Source organism: Pseudomonas sp. FW305-25 (assembly GCF_017351415.1).
GTDB classification, from domain to species: domain Bacteria; phylum Pseudomonadota; class Gammaproteobacteria; order Pseudomonadales; family Pseudomonadaceae; genus Aquipseudomonas; species Aquipseudomonas chlororaphis.
This window is the reverse complement of sequence record NZ_JACNDE010000029.1, coordinates 70,467-89,876: the sequence shown is the minus strand read 5'-3', so window position 1 is coordinate 89,876 and position 19,410 is coordinate 70,467. Positions and strand designations below refer to the sequence as shown.

The window sequence follows — 19,410 nt, the reverse complement described above, 5'->3', positions numbered from 1 at the left end:
CCCTGGGCCCATCGAGCCAGCGCGTATTAGCGGCGGACGATAGCTGGCAGGTGTGGCTCGACATCGAAGGCTGGACCCTGACCCTGGTCAACCATGGCCAGACCCTGAGCCACTGCGAGCAATGCCGCTCGCCGGATGGCCGGGTCGAAACGCTCGACGCCTGGCAGCGCTACGGCACCGACCCGGTCAAGCTGCTGAGCATCTGGGAACACCAGCAGTTGCAGCGCCTGCTGCAGGCGTTGTGACCACCTTCATTACACCCACGCCAATCCCCCGTCCGTCCGCCCAAGCCACCGGAACCCGTGTCGTTCATCGGGATAATGGGAATCGGCCATGGCGTTTTTGCCAGGCCTCTATACTCATTTTCGACGAGGCACGCACCGGCACTGCGAGCCTCATGAGCGCAGTTCCGCCGTGAACATGAAGTCGCCAGCGGCAAAGGATTGCGAGAGGTGTGGCGCCATACGCGTCACCTGGCCTGATGCTGCAAGGAAGGTGCATTCATGAACACGATCCGACAGGATGTGGCAACACTCGGCTCCGGATGGAACAACAAGGTCTTGCTCAACTACGCGCTGGCCATGCGCGAGCTGGACAAACTACCGATCACCAACCGCAACAGCTGGAAGTTCCTCGGCGCCATCCACGGCTTCGATCGGCAGTTGTGGGTCGAGGTGAATGTCCTGGGCGATTCCGATCCGGTTCCCAAGGACCTGACCAACTTTACCTACGGCAGCCAGTGCCAGCACGGCAGCTGGTACTTCCTGTCCTGGCACCGCGGTTACCTGGCGGCCTTCGAGGCGATTGTCGCGGCCAAGGTCAAGGAACTGACGGGCGACGACTGGGCGCTGCCGTACTGGAACTACCTCAATAGCAAAAACCCGGATGCGCGGCGGGCCCCGGAGGCATTCCTGGCGGACACCCTGCCTGACGGCAGCCCCAACCCGCTGAAGAAATACCCTCGCCGGCAGGGCTTTACCACGCTGCGGCCGAACTCCCTCGATGCCTTCAGCCTGGCAGCGATGCAGGAGAACGATTTCCAGGTCGGCAATGACGGCAGCATCGGCTTCGGCGGCGGGGTCACCGGCAATTTCGCCCAGTTCGCCCGCTGGACCGGCGACCTGGAGAACAACCCGCACAACACCGTGCATCGCCTGATCGGCGGGGGCGAAGGCTTCATGGCCGACCCGTACCTCGCCGCCCTGGACCCGATCTTCTGGTTGCACCATTGCAACGTCGACCGGCTCTGGGAGGCCTGGATGAACACCCCGGGCAAGACCATGGTCCGCGATCCGCGCTGGCTCGACGGTCCGGCCGACCGCCGTTTCATCATGCCGACGGTCGGTGGCAGTGACCCTGGCATGAAATTCACCGGCCGCGACACATTGAAGGATGGCAAATTGCATCCGCGCTATGCCGACTTGAGCATCGGCACGGGCGTGAAACCAGGAGTAGAGGCCGTGACACGGGTCAAGATGGGTGCGCCGGAACAACAGAACATCGAACCGATCGGTGCCAACCGTTCGGTGGTCACGGTCGGCGGCGCGCCGGTACGCACCCAGGTCGACCTCGACCGCCAGGCCACCAGCACCGGCATCGCCGCGATGGGCGCGACGGACCTGGGCCAGCCGGTGACCCGGCTCTACCTGGCGCTGGAATCGGTGCGCGGCTCCGCGCCCTCGCCGCAGCTTGCGGTGTACATCAACCTGCCGAAAGACAGCGACCCGCAGCAGCATCCCGAGTGCCATGCCGGCAGCCTGACGCTGTTCGGGCTGAACGTCGCCTCGCGGCCAGACGGTGGCCATGGCGGCCACGGGCTCGGCTATACGATCGACATCACCGACCTGGCCCAGCGGCTGACCGATGCCGGCGATTTCGATCCCGACTATCTGCGGGTGACCCTGGTCCCAGGCGAGCAGGTATCGGCGGATAAACCGGTGACCGTGGAGCGGATCAGCGTGCTCAAGCGCAGTGGTATCGTCAGCTGAGTAACGCCTCATGCAACCCGGACCGGTCTTGCTCAGCTTCACCCGGGCGCCCTGGCCGTTGCTGTTCGCGACGGCCGGGCTGGGCCTGGCCCTGTGTCTCTACACCGCCGGGCACAGCACCCTGCCCGCCTTCTGCGGTTCCGCGCTGTCCATCGTTGCCAGTTGGCCCGCCGTGCTGGAGGCCGAGCTGGCCCTGAACCCGGCGCAGCGCATGCTGGCCGACTGGGCGCTGATGCTGCTGGCGATGATGCCGCCGCTGCTGGCAATGCCACTCATGCATGTCTGGCGCTCCAGCCTGCCGCGCCGGCGCATTCGCGCGACGCTCGGCTTCTTGCTGGGCTACAGCGCCTTATGGCTGGCCGCCGGTCCGCTGCTGATGGTGCTCGCCTTGTTGCTGCAACTGAGTGTCGCCGACGCGGCGCTGGCCACGGCGCTGCTGGTTGCCCTGTTGTGGAGTGCCAGCCCGTGGCAACGCGCGGCGCTCAACCGTGGCCACCGCCTGCGCCGGATCGGCCTCTTCGGCTGGGCCGCCGACCGCGATTGCCTGGTCTTCGGCGCAAGCCACGGGGCCTTGTGTATCGCCTCATGCTGGGCCTGGATGCTGGTGCCGCTGCTGGGCGGGGCCTGGCACATTCCGCTGATGCTGGTGGCCGGGGCGATCATGCTGGTCGAACGCCTGGCACCGGGCGATCGGCCGCGCTGGCACTGGCCAGCGATTCTCCCTCGACTCGATCTCTGGCTCCTTATTACGCGCAAGGTGGCGCACTCCCATGACTAGACGGACCTGCCTGGCGATCGGCGTGAGCACGCTGACGCCGTTGCCAAACCAGACACTGCGCTTCGCCTACCTGGACGGCGCCGTGCTCGCCGCCCGTTCGATCGGCGACTGGGCGCTGCGCTCGGGCTTCGGCGCCGACAACGTCAGGATTGTCGACGACGGCCCGATAGACGGCCAGGGCAATCCGGTCACCCGCGAACGGGTGCAACAAGCGGTGGATGAGCTGTTTCCCTCGGGCGCCGAAGTGGTCGAGCAATTGATCCTGGCGTTTTGCGGCCACGGCCTGACCGACGCGAATATCGGCTCGATCTCCTGGCTGTTCAGCGATTCGCTGCGCCAGAAGTACCGCGTCCTGGCCGACTCGTTCTACACCGAGCTGCTGCTGCACGGCGTGCAGCGCATCACCCTGATTACCGATGCCTGCCGCGAGGCGCCGAAGAATCTCGACCTGACGCGACTGGATCCGGTGCGCGGAATCGTCGTGCAAGGCACGCAAGTGGAAAACCCCAAGTTCGATCGCCTGGCCGCCTGCCAGGACGGGCAGCTGGGTTACATGGTGTCCGAACCGATGTCCGGCGCTCCGGGCAAATGCGTGTTCTCCGGGGTGATCGCCGATGCGCTGTGGGGCATCGAGCCGACCGCCATCAGCAATGGCCTGATCACCACCGCGACCCTCGGCATGTGCGTGCGCTCGCGCACCACCGAGCGGGCGAAAGAGTATCGCCTCAAGCTCAACCCGCAATGCCTGGTCGATCCGGAACCGGCCGTGCTCTACAACACCGCCCAGCCGTTGCCGGGCCCCGCCGGGTTGCAGCCCTGGCCGGCCGCGGGCAACGCCGCCACCATGGGCCCGGCCGCCGGCCCGACGGATTCCGCCGAGCACAATCTGGAGCGGGTACACAGCGACGCGGCCTTTCGCGAGCGCATGCTCGGCGCCGATTTCGGGCTCAAGCAGCATGACCTGGCGGTTCCCGCCGACCAGATGATCAGCATTCCCGACTCCAGCAAGGAGCTGCTGCAGGATCTGGTGGTGCTCCGCCAGCAGAGCCCGCGTTTTCCCGAGAAGAAACAGAAGGTCAAGGCGCTGGTCCAGCGCCTGGAAGCGGATGCCGCCGCCGATATGCGCAAGTCCGCGGCCACCGAGGTTCGCCGCCGGATGAAGCAGATCGGCGACCCCGGCGAGGCCAACCTGATCGTCTACGGCGAGGGCGCGAAGCTCCTGTCCCGGGCTCCGATCGAGCGACTGGACAGCACCTCACTGTTCGAAACGTTCCGCGCCACCAGCGATCCCCAGGGGATGCCGGTCCTGGTGGCGCTGGCCGATGGCACCTTCACGCCGGTGGTGCCTTATGCGGGTCAGTACGCCGTGGTGATGCCCAGCCCCCTCGGCGATATTTTCCAGGCCTATGGCATGCCCAAGGCCCCCGACAGATACCTGGCGATGCTCGGCGCGATCGACGATTTCGCCGCTGGCCGGCTACAGGCCGAAGACATCGACCAGTTCGCCGCTGGCGTGTGCCATAAAAAGCATGCCGACCCCATGCTGGGTGTGATCTGCGCCTACCTGTACCGCGCCGTGGCCGACTACGACAGCATCCGGCGCCTGGCGTATTTTTATGCCGCCCAGGGCCAGCCGGTGCCTTTCGACATTGCCTTGCTCGGGGCCATGCGGGTGACCCAGGAGGCAGACGGCCCCCCACGCTTGCAGATACCGGCCGTCAAGGCGCGCGCGCTGCGACCCAAGGCGGCCAAGGCCCCTGATTATGTCCGGCGCGCGACACCCGCGGTGCAGGCCTGGATCGGCGGGCGTTGCCCCTGGCTGGGGCTGGGCTGGGACTATGTCAACGACCCGCGGCCGGAATGGGCCGCACTGGTCGAAGGGCTGGCCGAGCATGCCAGATTGGTGCGGCACAGCGGATCCACGGTGCTGCCGGGCAAGGTGGCGCGCAAGCTGGCAAAAGCCTGGCACCTGCGATCATCGGCCCGGGAAGACCTGACGCGACCCGCGGTAGCCCGCCAGGTACCCGCCAAGGAAACGAACCGCCCCTCACAACGGTCTGAACAGTGATGGCATTGAGAATGGGGCCGCGCCACAAAGCCCTGTCATTCACACTGGAGGTCTCGTCATGAGCGCCCTGACAATCGAAGGCTGGTGCAAGGCCGGCGATGGGCAAAAATCCACGCCGCTGGGAGAGATCCATTTCTACGTCGATGGTCCCCTGCACCTGCGCCTGGAAGAAGCCGAGGAACGCCTGCAGAAAACCCATGAACAGGAGGCCATGGTCGACGTCGACATGGACACCATGGAGCTGATCATGCCCGAGGGGTACAGCCCCCTGTCCGACTGCCGGATGCGCGTCTATTTGCAGCACGGTCGCGGCCAGTTCCATCTGGTGGGGCACCGAGCCAGCGATGGCAGCCTGATCTACAGCAACGCTGTGCTGATCGACCAGCTGCTGTAGCAAAGCGGCTTTTGCGCTAGCGCCATTTCGTCCGGGCGTAATCGCTCCCGAGGCTCACCAGAGGCCGGGAACCAAGCGCCAGCGCACCCGCTGGCAATAGTCGGCATAACCGGGCAACTCGGCCTGCAACAGCTGGTCCTCCCATAACGTGCGCAGGACCAGCAGCGCCGCAGCCAGCGCCGCGGGAACCAGCGCCCAGAACGACCCCAGCGCCAGCGCCATGCCGAAGAACAGGCCCAGCGCGGCGAGATATCCGGGATGCCGCACGAAACGGTAGGGCCCGCTATCGATGACCCGCTGGTGCCGCTCGGACTGGATGCGCACGCCCGGCTCGAAGAATGGGTTCACCGCCTGCGCCCAGCCGGTCACCGCGATACCCGCCAGCACCGCGAGATACCCCGCCAGCACCACCCAGGCCGGCACAGCCGAGCCATGCAGCCGCCCGGCATCGAGTGCGGCGACCGGCAGCACGGCCGCCATCGCCGGCAGGATGAGCGCCAGCAGTTTTTTGTCCCAGCTTTGGGTGCCCGCCTGGACCCGGCTGCGCGCGCGGTAGATCACCGGATTGACCCGGGCGAGCACCAGGGCCGAAACGCCAAAGCCCAGGGTCATGACGGCGAGGAAGATCCAGCCGGGCCACCAGGCGAGCGTGCCGGCCGGCAGGAAAATCAATCCCAGCAGCGCCAGCGGCAGGCCGATCCCATAGGCGATGGCCGTGCGGCGCGACATCGGGTCCGGATCCCGAGGTGTGGAAGGGTTTTGCATACGTTTCTCCCGTTGGCGAGAGGCGACGGTATCGCGCTTCAAGAGATCGGCATTGGATGCAGCCAAGCCCGGCGAGCGTCCTGGATGAGCCGGGCATCTTCGGCCTGCGCCGAACCCGAAGCATAGAACACAGGCGCAGCCCCCCTGCCCCCTCCGGCACCGAGACGCGCAACTGCGCTCGGTCGCTCCCCCCTATCGGCAGCTTGGCAACTCGCTTTCACATCCGTATATTCGAATAACCATATATTCAAGCCAATGACTGTTTAACGTCATGGCTCCCCCCTCTGCCCGGAAACCCCGATGAAAATCCTCTTCATGTGCACCGCCAACAGCTGCCGCAGCGTTCTTTGCGAAGCCCTGTTCAACCATCTGGCGCCGGCCGCTCATCAGGCGGTGAGTTCGGGCAGCTTCCCCGGCGGCACGCTCAACGCCCGCGCCCTGGCCACCCTGGAACAAGCCGGTGTCAGCACCGCCGGCCTGTACAGCAAAGGTTCGGAGGTCTTCGCCGACAGCCCGCCCGACATCGTCATCACCGTCTGTGACAAGGCCGGTGGCGAGCCCTGCCCGGTGTATTTCGGTCCGGCGCTGAAAAGCCACTGGGGGCTGGAGGACCCTTCCGAGGTCCAGGGCGATGAGCAGGCAATCCAGGCCGCCTTCGAGCAGACCGTGGAGAAAATCCGCCAGCGTTTCGCCGCCTTCTTCGCCCTGGACCTCGACCACCTTTCACCCGCCGAGCTGAAAAATGACCTCGACCGCATCGGAGCGCTGTGATGAGCGACGACCGCAAGCCCAGCGAAGAACAGCTGTCTGCCCTTGACCTTGAACTGCTGCAAGCCTTGGCGCCGGAGCATCTGGAAACCCCGGCAACAGCCGCGCACAAACCGCGCATCCTGCTGCTCTACGGCTCCACCCGCGAGCGCTCGTTCAGCCGCCTGCTGACCCGGGAAGCGGCGCGCATTCTCGAGTTCCTCGGCGCCGAAACCTACATCTTCGACCCCAGTGGCCTGCCCCTGCCGGACGATGCGCCGGTGGACCACCCCAAGGTCCAGGAACTGCGCGAACGGGTGCTGTGGTCCGAGGGCCAGGTCTGGTGCTCCCCGGAACGCCACGGCGCGATGTCGGCGGTGTTCAAGGCGCAGATCGACTGGATCCCCCTGACCCTCGGCGCGGTACGCCCGACCCAGGGCAAGACCCTGGCGGTGATGCAGGTCTGCGGCGGCTCGCAGTCGTTCAACACGGTCAACCAGCTGCGCGTACTGGGCCGCTGGATGCGCATGTTCACCATCCCCAACCAGTCCTCGGTGCCCAAGGCCTTTCTCGAATTCGATGATAACGACCGCATGAAGGCCTCGCCCTTCTACGACCGGGTGGTGGATGTGATGGAGGAACTGATGAAGTTCACCCTGCTCCTGCGCGGCCGCGCCAACCTGCTGGTGGACCGCTACTCGGAACGCAAGGAAAGCGCCGCGGCGCTGTCCAGCCGGGTCAATCAGCGTTCGATCTAGATTCACGGAATTCCAGCGCAAGAGACCGAGTGCAGCGCCAGGCATTGCTGGTTAATCTCTGGCAACGCCCTTGATCCAGGACTCTCCATGCCCGATCCGTTTCTTGAGGCCCGCGCCTTTCTGGCCGGGCTCGACCCCGACTGGGCTCGTCACGTCGAGGCGGTCGGCCCTTGCCTGCACCAGGCCAAGCCGGCCCGCGAACCCTGCGAGGCGCTGGTGCGGGCGATTGCCTATCAGCAACTGCATGCTCGCGCCGGCGATGCGATTCTCGGACGCTTCCTGGGGTTGTATGGGCAAACCTTCCCCTCCCCCGAGCAGATCCTCGCCACCGATTTCGAGGCATTGCGCGCCTGTGGTTTTTCCGCCGGCAAGATCGCCACTATCCGAGGCATCGCCGAGGCGACCCTGAGCGGTGTGGTGCCGGATTACCAGGCGGCCCGGGCCATGGACGACGAGGCGCTGATCGAGCGCTTGACCCGCCTGCGCGGCATCGGTCGCTGGACCGTGGAGATGCTGATGATCTACAGCCTGGAACGCCTGGACATCCTGCCCGCCGACGATTTCGGCGTGCGCGAAGGCTACCGTCGCCTGAAGGGCCTGGAACAGCAGCCGACCCGCAGGCAGATGATCGAGATCGGCCTGTCCTTGCGCCCGCATCGCACGGTGGCGGCCTGGTATCTGTGGCGGGTGCCGGCGCGCTGACGGGTGTGTTCATCGCGCAGGCGCAGGTAGGTACAGCGGGATGCCAACACCTGTAGCCGCTGCCGAGCCCGCGAGGCTGCGATCGGGGTGCAGCCCCGTAAACCTGGCGATGCAGTTGGCGCTGGTCTGGCGACCGCTACGCGGTCGATCGCAGCCTCGCAAGCTCCGCAGCGGCTACAGGAGGGACGGATGCAGGAGAGACGGATGAACACCGAAAAAAGCTGGGTTTTGCTCGATGCCCGGGGCAATACCTTTCTCAGCGAACAACCGGGCACCCTCGGCGGCCACCGTGGCAGTCGGATCTATGGGCGGCTGGATTGCCCGGCCGCCCTGCGCGCCATCGCCCGCGGCGGTTATGTCCGCCAGCGGGTGTTCTTTGCCGACGAGGCCAGCGCCCGCAGCGCCGGTTATCGACCCTGCGCCCGCTGCCTGGCGCAAGCCTACGCCGCCTGGCACGCGCTCACAGCCCCGACTTGAGACGGCTGAAGGCACGGATCAACGCGCGGTTGAAGGCCTTGCCGTTGTCGTTCTTGCTGTACAGCGAGGCCCGCACCTCGGGGGTCGGGTAGGTGCCTGGGTCGTTGCGGATCGCCGGATCGACCAGGGCATCCGCCGCGCTGATGGCGTTGGCGTAATGGATGGTGTCGGTGATCGGCGCGATCACCTGCGGGGTCATCAGGTAATCCATCAACGCCAGCCCGGCCTCGGGGTGCGGTGCGTCCTTGGGGATGACCATGGCGTCGAACCAGATCAGCGTGCCCTCCCTGGGGATGCGATAGCGCAAGGTGAAGGGCTTGTGCGCCGCCTCGGCCTGCCCGGCGGCGATCGCCACGTTGCCGTTCCACGACATGGCCACGCAGGTGTTGCCGTTGGCCAGGTCGCTGATGTTCAGGTCGTTGTCGAAGTAGCGGATATAGGGCCGGATCTTCGCCAGTTGCTGCTCGGCGAGTTTCAGGTCGTCGAGGTTCTGCCGGTTGATGTCCAGGCCCAGGTACTTCATCACCGCGGCGAACACCTCGTTGGGATCGTTGAGCAGGCTGACCCCGCAGTCGGCGAATTTCGCCACCACCGCCGGATCGAACAGCATCGCCCAGCTGTCCCGCGGCGCCTGCGCCAGGCGCTGGCTGACCGCCTGCTCCTGATAACCGACACCGGTGGTGCCCCAGGCATAGATCCCGGCATAACGGTTGCCCGGGTCGAACACCGCCATATGCTGGCGGAACTCCTCGCCGACCCCGGCCAGGTGCGGCAAGCGCTGCTTGTCCAGTGGCTGGAGCGCGCCGCTGGCGATGGCCCGGGACAGGTGCTGGCCGGCGGTCAGCACCAGGTCGTAGCCGCTGCGCCCGGTGAGCAGCTTGGTCTCCACGGTCTCCAGGGAATCGAAGTGATCGACCACCACGCGGATGCCGGTCTGGCGCTCGAAGTTGTCCAGGGTGTCCGGGGCCAGGTACTCGCCCCAGATATACAGATTGACCGTGGGTTCGGCCTCGTCGGCCGCCTGGGCGCACAACGGCGCCAGCACCAGCAGCAATGCGCCGCCCAGCCTGTGCAGGTTCATGTTCAGCCCTCTTCGCCGGTGCGCCGGGGAGCCGCGTATTGCGGCATGGTGATGCAGGCGACGTTGCCGCCGCCGAGGAGAATTTCCCGCGAATTGTCGATGCCGACGATGCGGTGCCGGGGGAAGAGTTCGGCCAGGGTGGCCAACGCCGTTTTGTCGTTACGGTCGCCGAACAGCGGCACCACGATTGCGCTGTTGCCGGCGTAGTAGTTGATGTACGAGGCACAGATCCGCGTGCCGGCCTGGCGCGCATGGGTGCTGTCCAGCTGGTCCAGGCCTTCGGCTTCGGCGGCGGTCCATTCCAGCACGTCCGGCTGAGGCAGCTTGTGCACCACCAGCTCGCGGCCACGGCTGTCGCGGGTGCTGCGCAGGATGTCGTAGGCCTCCTGGTAGATTTCCCACTGCGGGTCGGCGCGGTTGTCGGTCCATTGCAGCACCACTTCGCCGGGGCGCACGAAGCACGCCAGATCGTCGACATGGCCGTCGGTCTCGTCGAACTTGCAGCCGCGCGGTAGCCAGATCACCTGCTCCGCGCCCAGGTAGTCGGTGAGCCGTCGGGTGACCTCGGCCTTGCCCAGGTGCTGGTTGCGATTACGGTTGAGCAGGCACTGCTCGGTGGTGAGGATGCTGCCCTGGCCATCGCTCTGGATGCCGCCCAGCTCGGCGATCAGCGGCGCACGATAACGGTCGACATTCTCGATCTCGAGGATCTTGCTGGCGATCTGGTCGTCCTTGTCCCAGGGGTAATACAGGCCGCCGTCGAGGCCGCCGTAGGCGTTGAACTCGAAGTCGACGCCGCGCACTTCGCCGCTCTGCTCGTTGACCACGAAGCACGGCCCGCTGTCGCGGAACCAAGTGTCGTTGCAGGTCATTTCCACCACCCGCACCTGCGGCGGCAACAGCCGGCGGGCATTGGCGAACTGGGCGGCAGAAGCACAGACGGTGACCGGTTCGCTCTGGGCAATCGCGGTGACAATCTGCACCCAGACCTTCTGCGCCGGCTTGGCGCCGTTGCGCCAGACGTCGGTGCGCTCCGGCCAGCCGAGCCAGCAACCGGCCTTGGTTTCGAATTCGCCGGGCAGGCGGAAACCATCGTGTTTGGGAGTGGTGTCGAGCAATCGGGCCATGGGGCAAACCTCGTCAGCGCTAGGGAATGGCCACCAAACTAGCGCCGCGCCGGGTCAAGGCACCAACGATGAATATTGCGCGACAGTTGAATTCAACTCATCAATCGCTCAACTGATCGCTGAACCAGTCCAGCAACTGCATCAGCGCCGGGCGCTCCAGGCGCACCCGCTCGCACACCAGGGCGTACTGCCCCAGGGCGGTCATGCTGGCGGCGTTGAAGGGCCGGATCAGACGGCCATTGAGCAGGTCTTCCTGGGCCGTCAGGTTATCGCCCATGGCCACGCCCTGCCCTTGCGCCGCCGCTTCCAGCGCCAGCCCGGCATGGGCGAAATACAACTGGCGCGCCGGGCGCAAATCGCCGGCATGGCTGGTCAGCCAGGCGGTCCAGGTCTTGCCGTCCTGATCGTCGTGCAACAGGCAATGGCGGGCCAGGTCCCGCGGGCTTTTCAGGGTGCCCTGGTTGAACAGCCCGGGGCTGCACACGGGGAAGAACTGCAGGCTCGGCAACGGCCGCACGAAGTAGGCGCTGCTGTCCTGCGGGCCGCTGCCGTAGGTGATCGCCAGGTCGATGTCCTCGCCCGGCACACTGGCGTCGATCGGCTGTTCATAGAGATGCAGGGTGATATGCGGGTAACGCGCGGAAAAGTCCGCCAGTCGGCTCATCAGCCATTTCTGCGCCAGTTCGGCGGTCACCGCCAGGCGCAGCACCGCCAGGGAAGACGGATCGCGCAGCTCGTCGCAGGCTTCGCCGATCAGCTCGAAAGCCTGCTGCAGGCTCTGCATCAGCCGCCCGGCCGCCAGGGTCGGGCGAATCTGCCGGCCCTCGCGGACGAACAACGACACCCCGAGTTGCTCTTCGAGCTGGCGGATCTGATGGCTCACCGCGCTGTCGGTGACACACAGCTCGGCCGCCGCCCGACCAAAATGCGCATGCCGCGCCGCGCATTCGAAAGTCCGTAATGCCGCCAGGGAAGGCAGACGTCGCATATCCAAGCCCCCGAAATGAAGGCGTCCATGCTGCCGCGACGCAGCGCCAGCGTCCAGCGCCCCGTAGGAGCGAGGCTTGCCTGCGATAAGCCCGCAAGAGCGCTGCAACTCTCAAGGCCCCATCGCCAGCAAGCTGGCGCCGGCAAGGATCGTGCAAACCGCCTCTCCTGCAAGTAAAGGCGTTGCGTCAGTTCATCCCCAACCAGTTCGGCAACGCCAGGGAAATGAACGGCACGTAGGTCACCAGGATCAGGAACGCCAGCAGGATCATCAGCCACGGCAAGGCCGCGCGGATGGTCTGGCCGAGTGTCAGGCCGGTCACCGCCGAGGTGACGAACAGGTTCAGGCCCACCGGCGGATGCACCAGGCCGATCTCCATGTTGACCACCATGACAATCCCCAGGTGGATCGGGTCGATGCCCAGCTTCATGGCGATCGGGAAAAAGATCGGCGCCAGGATCAGCACGATGGCCGAAGGCTCCATGAAACTGCCCGCCACCAGCAGCACCACGTTGACCATCAGCAGGAAGCCGATGGGCGACAGCCCGGCGTCCATGACGAAGGTGGTGATCTGCTGCGGGATCTGCTCGGTGGTCAGCACATGGGCGAAGAGCATGGCGTTGGCGATGATGAACATCAGCATGATCGACAGCCGGCCCGACTCCACCAGCACTTTCGGGCAGTCGCGCAGGCGCATGTCCTTGTAGACGAACAGCGCGACGAAGGCCGAATACACCGCCGCCACCGCCGCCGCCTCGGTCGGGGTGAACAGGCCGCTGTAGATGCCGCCGAGGATGATCACCAGCAACAGCAGGCCCCAGAAGGCCCGGCGCGCGGTGCTCAGCCATTGGCGGAAGGACACCCGCGGTTGCGCCGGCAGCTTCTTGATCCGCGCGACGATGTAGATCACCACCATCAGGATCACGCCCAGCAGCAGCCCCGGCACCACACCCGCCATGAACAGCTTGCCGACCGAGGTTTCGGTGGCCGCCGAGTACACCACCATCACGATCGACGGCGGGATCAGGATGCCCAGGGTCCCGGCGTTGCAGATGATCCCGGCGCCGAACTCCCGTGGGTAACCGGAACGCACCATGCCGGCCACGGCGATCGAACCCACCGCCGCCACGGTCGCCGGCGACGAACCGGACAGCGCGGCGAACAGCATGCAGGCCAGCACCGCGGCAATCGCCAGGCCGCCACGGATGTGGCCGACGCAGGCGTTGGCGAAATCGATCAGGCGCTGCGCCACCCCGCCGGTGGTCATGAAGGCCCCGGACAGCAGGAAGAACGGGATCGCCAGCAAGGTATAGGCTTCGGAGGTTTCGAACAGCTTGATCGCCAGGGAGCTCAGGGAGTCCGGGCTGAACAGCAGGATCGAAGTGGCGCCGGCCAGGCCCAGGGAAATGGCAATCGGCACGCCAAGGAACATGAACACGAACAGCATCAGAAACAGGCAGAGAATGGCCATCAGTGCTGATCCTCGTGGTGACTGGCAAGCTTGCTGGCCTCGGCCGCCTCATCGGCCAGGCCCAGGTTGATCTGCCCGCGCATGAGGATGCGCCACATGATTTCCAGGTAGCGGATCAGCACCAGGGCAAAACCGAAGGGCACGATCATCGCGATGTGCGACAGGTGGATGCCGAACTGGTCCAGGTCCTCGGCTTCGATGCCGGCCTGGATCAGCGCCATCAGCCACTTGAAGCTGGCGACCATGAACAGCCCGGCGTAGACCATGCAGCACAGGCAGGCGATGACCGCCAGCAGGCGCTGGGCCGGGCGCGAGGCCAGCTTGACCAGCGCGTCCACCCCCAGGTGGCCGGCGGTGCGCACGCCGTAGGAAATGCCGAAGAAGATCAGCCAGCCAAACAGCATCTTGGTCAGCGCCACGCTCCAGACCATGTCCTGGGCCAGTTCCATGAGGAAGTCGCCGATCCCCAGGAACAGCGCGCTGCCCCCTTCCCAGGCATCGCCGATGGCGTAGAACAGCGGGTACAGGTTGTTGAGCACCACGTAGACAAAAGTCACCAGCGTCATGGCCGCCAGCAGGAAGGCGATGAACGCCTCTTCAAAATGTTCCCAGAACCGCCTCAGCCTGTGCATTGAGGTTCTCCGCGAAAGTGCCAGTGGAGTGCAGCCCGATAGCGGCTGCCGATGGGCCGCTGCGAGCGCAGCGGCCGGGATGCAGGTGGTTATTGCGCCTGGTTGGCGGCTTCGGCGGCCTGGATCAGGTCGGCGCCGATATCGCCCTCGAACTTCTTCCACACCGGGCGCATGGCTTCGCGCCACTCGTTACGCTGCTCGGGAGTCAGGGCGACGATTTCGCTGGTCTTGGCGTCGATGATCTTCTGCCGGGACGTCTGGTTCAGGGCTTCGGCCTGCTTGTTCACTTCCACCGAGACCTCGGCCATGATTTTTTCCAGCTCGCCGCGCACATCCGCCGGCAGGCCGGTCCAGAACTTGGCGTTGGTGATCACCATGTAGTCGATCAGGCCGTGGTCGGTCTCGGTGAAGTACTTCTGCACCTCATGGACCTTCTGGCTTTCATAGTTCGACCAGGTGTTCTCGGTGCCGTTGACCACGCCGGTCTGCAGGCCCTGGTAGACCTCGGCGAAGCTCATCTTGCGCGGGTTGGCGCGCACTGCCTTGAACTGTTCCTCGAGCACGCTGGAAGCCTGCACGCGGAACTTCAGGCCGCGGGCGTCCTTGGGTTCCACCAGCTTCTTGTTGGCCGACAGCTGCTTGAGGCCGTTGTGCCAATAGGCCAGGCCGAGGATGCCCTTGTCCTGCATGGCGGTCAGCAGCTGCTTGCCCTCGGCGTGCTGGAAGCGGTCGACGGCGGCGAGGTTGTCGAACAGGAATGGCAGGTCGTAGATCTGCACCTTCTTGGTGTACTGCTCGAACTTGGCCAGGGACGGCGCGAGCAACTGCACGTCGCCCAGCAGCAGCGCCTCCATTTCCTTGCCGTCGCCGAACAGCGAGGAGTTCGGATACACCTCGACCTTGACCCGGCCCGGCAGGCGCTCCTCGGCCAGCTTCTTGAACAGCAGGGCGCCCTGGCCCTTGGGGGTGTTTTCCGCCACCACGTGGGCGAACTTGATCACGATAGGGTCGGCGGCCTGCGCAAGACCGGCGCCCAGCAATGCGGCGGCACAGAACAACGCCCGGGAGAGCTTGAACATGGACTTCACCTTCTTATTGTTGTGGTTGATCGCAGAGTGCCTAAGGGCACGCGTATTGAGAATTTTGAATTTTTGATACCTGCGTTCGCCTGGGCCGAACGCCGCGCGCTACCGGCGATAGGCGCCTGAAGTTCCATACCCCTACGATGGAATCAGCCGCAACCGAGCCTGTTGCAGATTTCTCCTAAATCCATTGCCCACCCTTCCCGGTACGGTCTCCAGCACCCTCTTCGAGCGCACCAGGACCACCCATGGCCAACAACGGACCCGGGCCAACACCCAACCTTCTACGGCCCGCCAATCCCAACCAAAGCCCCGCTGAACGAGCCGCAGAGACCGAACAACCCAGCTACGGCGAACAGCTCTGGGCGCAGTACGAGAAATATGCCAAGGAACCCATCCCACCGCCGGCCAAAACCCAGGTGGCGCTGCGTATCGGGGTGTTCTTTGATGGCACCGGCAACAACGCTGGCAACTCGGCGATGGGCGAGATTTGCGGGGCCCAGCATGCCATCGAGTCCAAAGACATCGATGGCAGTTGCAAGCCGTATATGAGCGATCCGCAGAGTAGTTATGGGAATGGGGTGAGCAATGTTAAGCGGTTGAGTGACTTGTACTATTCCAACCGGAAAGTAGAGGGTGAGGAACTGCAAAAGCGCGCCTATCGCTCAATCTATATTGAGGGCATCGGCACACAGGCCGGTGAAAAAGACAGCCTGCTCACCTCGGGTACAGGGCGTGGCGACACAGGAATCTCAGGGTGCGTGCAGAAAGCATTTCGTGCGATCAAGGAACGTATCCGTGAAGCCCACGAAGATAATCCCGAAAGCGAAATCACTTCTCTGACCTTCGATGCCTTCGGCTTTAGCCGAGGTGCGGCGGCAGCCCGACATTTCGCCAATGAAGTCGTGCGCTGGCTCGGACCACTCGAGCTAATTCTCCACGACTACTCCAGTGCCTTCAGCCCCCGCTTCAACCGACAGTACGGCCACGACGTAGACATGGGCTTTATTGGTCTGTTCGATACGGTGCCGTCGGTTGCCGGGCTGGGCAATCTGGGCAACGTGCGCAGCGCCATTGCCTCAGGTATCAAGCTGCACCTCGACCGCCGCTACTTTCGCTCGGTGGTGCAACTGGTCGCCCGCGACGAGTACCGGGCCAACTTTGCCCTGAGCCGGGTCAGTCCCGACCATGTGGAAATCGCCTTGCCCGGCGCCCATTCGGATATCGGCGGCGGTTATCTGGATGATGCTCAGGAATGTGTACTGATCAGTCCGATGCAGGCGCTGGAAGTGCCCATTAATACCGAGGTGACCCAGACCTCGATTTACCGGGACACGGTACAGGCAAAATCGCGCTGGCTGGCCAAGGGCTGGCCCGCACAATGGCTGGAAATCATCACACCGGCGCCGATGCTGTTGCCCCAGGATCTCCAGGACCGCCTCGCCCCCCGCAGAAAACGGGTGTATGCCGGCCTGCAGCTCAAGCGCTCTATATCAACGCCCCCACGGTAGATGCCGTGCGTGTGCAACATCCTCACGTACCTGACTGGACGCTTTGGTAATGAGAGCATTCATCGCCCTGCTGGGCACACTGCTGTTAATTGGTTGCCACGTTGATCCGCTTTCCGGAAAACACGACCCCAAAGATCCTTGGTGGGAGCTTGGCTTCATCGAGCCGTTCTACATGGAGGTCTGGGTCGAAGACAGCGCTGTTGAAGATATCAACGGAAAGCTATTCCGTCGTACTGGTGGCGGCTCCGCTGCGGGCGGTGATATGGGTTACGACAAAGAGTGGGCCAGAGGATGGAGTGGTGGAGTTGGAGGCAACGGTAAGTCGGTAGTAGGCGCAGACCTACCCAAACGCATTTTCGTGCGCTGGCAATCGGTCGTGGAGCCCCAAACTTATCGAGCATGGATAGATATCCCGGAAGAAGCCCGGAAAATCATGACCACCTCGACGAATCGACGCTGCCCGGAAACCCCGCACCAGACTGCCCGCTATATGGCATCGGTCTATCTGGGCCTCGCTCCTGGCGGCATCGTACAAGTCTGGGTCAGGGACGAATGCCATCACCCGGTCAAAGTCGCCCGCGCCCAGGGTGAAATCGAGCCACTGGGCCCCCACCTGGGCAAGTCCAACGGACACTATTACCCCCTGTCCGAAAACTCCAAGCGCTACATAGAGCAATACGGCATTCCCTATGGCAGTTGGTAACGCGCTCCTGCGCGATTGCAGTATTCAGGGACTCAGCGCCAACAAGCGCTGGGCCCGCAGCAGCACCGGCGCGTCGACCATCTGGCCGTCGATCTGATAGGCGCCGGCGCCGTGGCTGCCGGCGTCCACCACCCGTTGCGCCCAGGCCAGGTCTTCGGCGCTGGGGGCCAGGGCCTGGTGGATCACCGGCACCTGTTTCGGGTGGATGCACAAGGCGCCGGCAAAACCCATTTCATAGGCGTGGCGAATGGACTGGCGCAAACCTTCGGGGTCGTCGATGGCCGGGTGCACGCCATCCAATGGCGGCACCAGGCCGGCGGCGCGCGAATGCAGGATCAGCGCCAGCCGCGCCTGGTCGAGGGCGAACTGCGCCGCCGCCGAACCGCTGCACAGGTTGAGGTCCAGCGCCAGGTCCAGGCCGCCGAAAGACAGGCGCTGCACCGCAGGAGCCCGGGCGATTTCCGCCAAAGCCAAGAGCCCGCGCGCGCTTTCGATGATCGGCCAGATCTGCTTGCCGGTGGCCGCCACGGTCGCCACCTGGGCGGCGCTTTCGACCTTGGGCAGCAGGATGCCGACGACCCCGGCCTGGGCTTTGCAGAACCCTAGGTCGGCGGCATGTTCGGCATGTTCCGGGGCATTGACCCGCACCCACAACCGGACCTGGGGCTGGCTGTTGAGGAACTGGCCGAGGTTGTCCCGGGCCTGGCGCTTGAGCGGCTCTTCCACCGCATCCTCGAAATCGACGATCACCGCGTCGGCGCCGCTGGCCAGGGCCTTGCCGAAACGCTCGGGACGGCTGCCCGGGACGAACAAGGCGGAGCGGACAATTGGGTTGGACATGTTGAATTCCTTGTAAGTGATGTGGGGTCCGTGGACCGTACTGTCTCCCCCTCCCTTGTGCGTGGGGAGCAGAAAAGCCGGGACTTCAGATCACGCCATTGGCCTGCAACTGCTCGATGGCATCGCTGGACAGCCCCAGTTCGGCGAGGATCGCGCCGCTGTGCTGGCCCAGCCCGGGGACGCCGTCCATGCGCGGCTCGAACGCGGCATTGCGCGCCGGCGGCAGCAGCGACGGCAGCTTGCCGGCCGGGCTGTCGACCTCGCGCCAGCCGTCGCGGGCCTTGAGCTGCGGGTGCTGCCACACGCCCTGCATGTCGTTGACCCGGGCGCTGGCGATCTGCGCCTGTTCCAGCCGCTCGATCACCGCCGCCACCGTCAGCCGGGCGAAGCTGTCGACGATGATCTGCCGCAGCGCCTCGCGATTGGCCGAGCGCTTGAAGTTGGCCGAGAAGCGTTCGTCGCCGGCCAGCTCCGGCATCAGCAGCACCTTGTCGCAGAACGCCGCCCACTCGCGCTCGTTCTGCAGGCCGAGCATCACCGTGCCGCCATCCCCCGCCGGGAACGGCCCGTAGGGGTAGATGGTCGAGTGCGCCGCGCCGGCCCGGGGCGGTGGCGGCGCGCCGTCGAAGGCGTAGTACATCGGGTAGCCCATCCACTCCACCAGGCTTTCCAGCATGCTCACGTCGATGCGGCTGCCCTGCCCGGTCCTGCCGCGCAGCAACAGCGCCGAGAGGATGCCGCTGTAGGCGTACATGCCGGCGGCGATGTCGGCGATCGAGCAGCCGGCCTTGGCCAGTTGCTCCTCGCCCGGGCCGCCGGTCACCGACAGGAACCCGCCCTCGCTCTGGATCAGCAGGTCGTAGGCCTTTTTCTTCTCATAGGGGCCGCCCTCGCCATAACCGGAAATGTCGCAGACGATCAGCCGCGGAAAGCGTTCATGCAGCGCCTCGAACGACAGGCCCATGCGCGCCGCCGCGCCCGGCGCGAGGTTCTGCACCAGCACGTCGGCCTGGGCCAGCAGGCGTTCAAGAATGTCGCCGGCGGCGTCCTGCTTGAGGTCCAGGGTCAGGCTTTCCTTGGAACGGTTGGTCCAGACGAAATGCGAGGCCAGGCCGCGCACGCGCTCGTCGTAGCCACGGGCAAAATCGCCGCTGCCGGGGCGCTCGACCTTGATCACCCGGGCGCCCAGGTCGGCCAGTTGGCGGGTGCAGAACGGCGCGGCGATGGCGTGTTCCAGGCTGACCACGGTGATGCCGTCCAGCGGCCGGGGTTGTGCGGTATTGAGTGTCATAAGGCGT

The 19,410-nt window shown here is 65.2% G+C and carries 19 protein-coding genes and 1 pseudogene; 11 read left to right on the top strand and 9 right to left on the bottom strand.

Features of this window, described 5'->3' with window-relative positions; genetic code table 11:
- Positions 1–2: 2 nt before the first annotated feature.
- The 5 genes from J4E58_RS23360 to J4E58_RS23340 all read left to right on the top strand — a co-directional run bounded on the left by J4E58_RS23360 (position 3) and on the right by J4E58_RS23340 (position 5,228).
- Complete coding sequence (locus J4E58_RS23360; RefSeq protein WP_259331435.1) at positions 3–245, top strand: hypothetical protein; 243 nt, start codon at positions 3–5, stop codon at positions 243–245.
- A 258-nt stretch (positions 246–503) separates the two neighbouring features.
- Complete coding sequence (locus J4E58_RS23355; RefSeq protein ID WP_007931274.1) at positions 504–1,988, top strand: tyrosinase family protein; 1,485 nt, start codon at positions 504–506, stop codon at positions 1,986–1,988.
- Positions 1,989–1,998: 10 nt separating this feature from the next.
- The gene (locus J4E58_RS23350; protein ID WP_087087825.1) at positions 1,999–2,766 is read left to right on the top strand and encodes a DUF2182 domain-containing protein; all 768 of its coding nucleotides are present in this window, start codon (positions 1,999–2,001) and stop codon (positions 2,764–2,766) included.
- Positions 2,759–4,834: a hypothetical protein gene (locus J4E58_RS23345; protein WP_087087827.1), complete on the top strand. Its 2,076-nt coding sequence runs from the start codon at positions 2,759–2,761 to the stop codon at positions 4,832–4,834. The genes J4E58_RS23350 and J4E58_RS23345 overlap by 8 nt, the downstream gene beginning before the upstream one ends.
- 58 nt (positions 4,835–4,892) lie before the next feature.
- Entirely contained in the window at positions 4,893–5,228 is a 336-nt protein-coding gene (locus tag J4E58_RS23340) for a hypothetical protein (protein WP_087087829.1), read from the top strand.
- Between the two features lie 54 nt (positions 5,229–5,282).
- Here the strand turns inward: J4E58_RS23340 and J4E58_RS23335 are convergent, their stop codons facing one another.
- On the bottom strand, positions 5,283–5,993 hold the full coding sequence (locus tag J4E58_RS23335; protein ID WP_256583201.1) for an isoprenylcysteine carboxylmethyltransferase family protein: 711 nt from the start codon (positions 5,991–5,993) through the stop codon (positions 5,283–5,285).
- 300 nt (positions 5,994–6,293) lie between these two features.
- Here J4E58_RS23335 and J4E58_RS23330 point away from each other — a divergent pair, with 300 nt between their 5' ends.
- The 4 genes from J4E58_RS23330 (at position 6,294) to J4E58_RS23315 (ending at position 8,677) form a co-directional block, all read left to right on the top strand.
- On the top strand, positions 6,294–6,764 hold the full coding sequence (locus J4E58_RS23330; protein WP_087087833.1) for an arsenate reductase ArsC: 471 nt from the start codon (positions 6,294–6,296) through the stop codon (positions 6,762–6,764).
- Positions 6,764–7,498, top strand: a complete 735-nt coding sequence (arsH, locus tag J4E58_RS23325; protein ID WP_087087835.1) for an arsenical resistance protein ArsH — start codon at positions 6,764–6,766, stop codon at positions 7,496–7,498. The genes J4E58_RS23330 and arsH overlap by 1 nt, the downstream gene beginning before the upstream one ends.
- An 87-nt stretch (positions 7,499–7,585) precedes the next feature.
- A complete protein-coding gene (locus J4E58_RS23320) occupies positions 7,586–8,200 on the top strand; it encodes a DNA-3-methyladenine glycosylase (protein ID WP_087087837.1) in 615 nt (204 codons plus the stop codon).
- Between the two features lie 204 nt (positions 8,201–8,404).
- Positions 8,405–8,677: an Ada metal-binding domain-containing protein gene (locus J4E58_RS23315; protein ID WP_087087839.1), complete on the top strand. Its 273-nt coding sequence runs from the start codon at positions 8,405–8,407 to the stop codon at positions 8,675–8,677.
- Here J4E58_RS23315 and J4E58_RS23310 read toward each other — a convergent pair.
- The 6 genes from J4E58_RS23310 to dctP all read right to left on the bottom strand — a co-directional run bounded on the left by J4E58_RS23310 (position 8,661) and on the right by dctP (position 15,055).
- Entirely contained in the window at positions 8,661–9,758 is a 1,098-nt protein-coding gene (locus J4E58_RS23310) for an extracellular solute-binding protein (RefSeq protein ID WP_085531283.1), read from the bottom strand. The genes J4E58_RS23315 and J4E58_RS23310 overlap by 17 nt on opposite strands.
- A 2-nt stretch (positions 9,759–9,760) precedes the next feature.
- Entirely contained in the window at positions 9,761–10,885 is a 1,125-nt protein-coding gene (aguA, locus tag J4E58_RS23305) for an agmatine deiminase (protein WP_087087842.1), read from the bottom strand.
- A gap of 100 nt (positions 10,886–10,985) precedes the next feature.
- Positions 10,986–11,873, bottom strand: coding sequence for a LysR substrate-binding domain-containing protein (locus J4E58_RS23300; RefSeq protein WP_087087845.1), 888 nt, complete (start codon positions 11,871–11,873; stop codon positions 10,986–10,988).
- 187 nt (positions 11,874–12,060) lie between these two features.
- On the bottom strand, positions 12,061–13,344 hold the full coding sequence (dctM, locus tag J4E58_RS23295; RefSeq protein WP_007931262.1) for a C4-dicarboxylate TRAP transporter large permease protein DctM: 1,284 nt from the start codon (positions 13,342–13,344) through the stop codon (positions 12,061–12,063).
- The gene (locus J4E58_RS23290; RefSeq protein ID WP_007931261.1) at positions 13,344–13,976 is read right to left on the bottom strand and encodes a TRAP transporter small permease; all 633 of its coding nucleotides are present in this window, start codon (positions 13,974–13,976) and stop codon (positions 13,344–13,346) included. The genes dctM and J4E58_RS23290 overlap by 1 nt, the downstream gene beginning before the upstream one ends.
- An 89-nt stretch (positions 13,977–14,065) precedes the next feature.
- Positions 14,066–15,055 (bottom strand): C4-dicarboxylate TRAP substrate-binding protein DctP, encoded by a 990-nt coding sequence (gene dctP / locus J4E58_RS23285; protein WP_007931260.1) that lies wholly within the window; start codon positions 15,053–15,055, stop codon positions 14,066–14,068.
- 251 nt (positions 15,056–15,306) lie between these two features.
- Between dctP and J4E58_RS23280 the strand changes: the two are divergent.
- A pseudogene (locus J4E58_RS23280) lies at positions 15,307–16,619 on the top strand (phospholipase effector Tle1 domain-containing protein).
- A complete protein-coding gene (locus J4E58_RS23275) occupies positions 16,619–17,272 on the top strand; it encodes a DUF2931 family protein (protein WP_087087847.1) in 654 nt (217 codons plus the stop codon). The pseudogene J4E58_RS23280 and the gene J4E58_RS23275 overlap by 1 nt, the downstream one beginning before the upstream one ends.
- A gap of 24 nt (positions 17,273–17,296) precedes the next feature.
- On the opposite strand, the gene J4E58_RS23270 is transcribed toward J4E58_RS23275, so the two are convergent.
- Both J4E58_RS23270 and J4E58_RS23265 read right to left on the bottom strand, forming a co-directional pair.
- On the bottom strand, positions 17,297–18,112 hold the full coding sequence (locus J4E58_RS23270; protein WP_087087849.1) for a CoA ester lyase: 816 nt from the start codon (positions 18,110–18,112) through the stop codon (positions 17,297–17,299).
- 85 nt (positions 18,113–18,197) lie between these two features.
- A complete protein-coding gene (locus tag J4E58_RS23265) occupies positions 18,198–19,403 on the bottom strand; it encodes a CaiB/BaiF CoA-transferase family protein (RefSeq protein ID WP_087087851.1) in 1,206 nt (401 codons plus the stop codon).
- Positions 19,404–19,410: the final 7 nt, after the last annotated feature.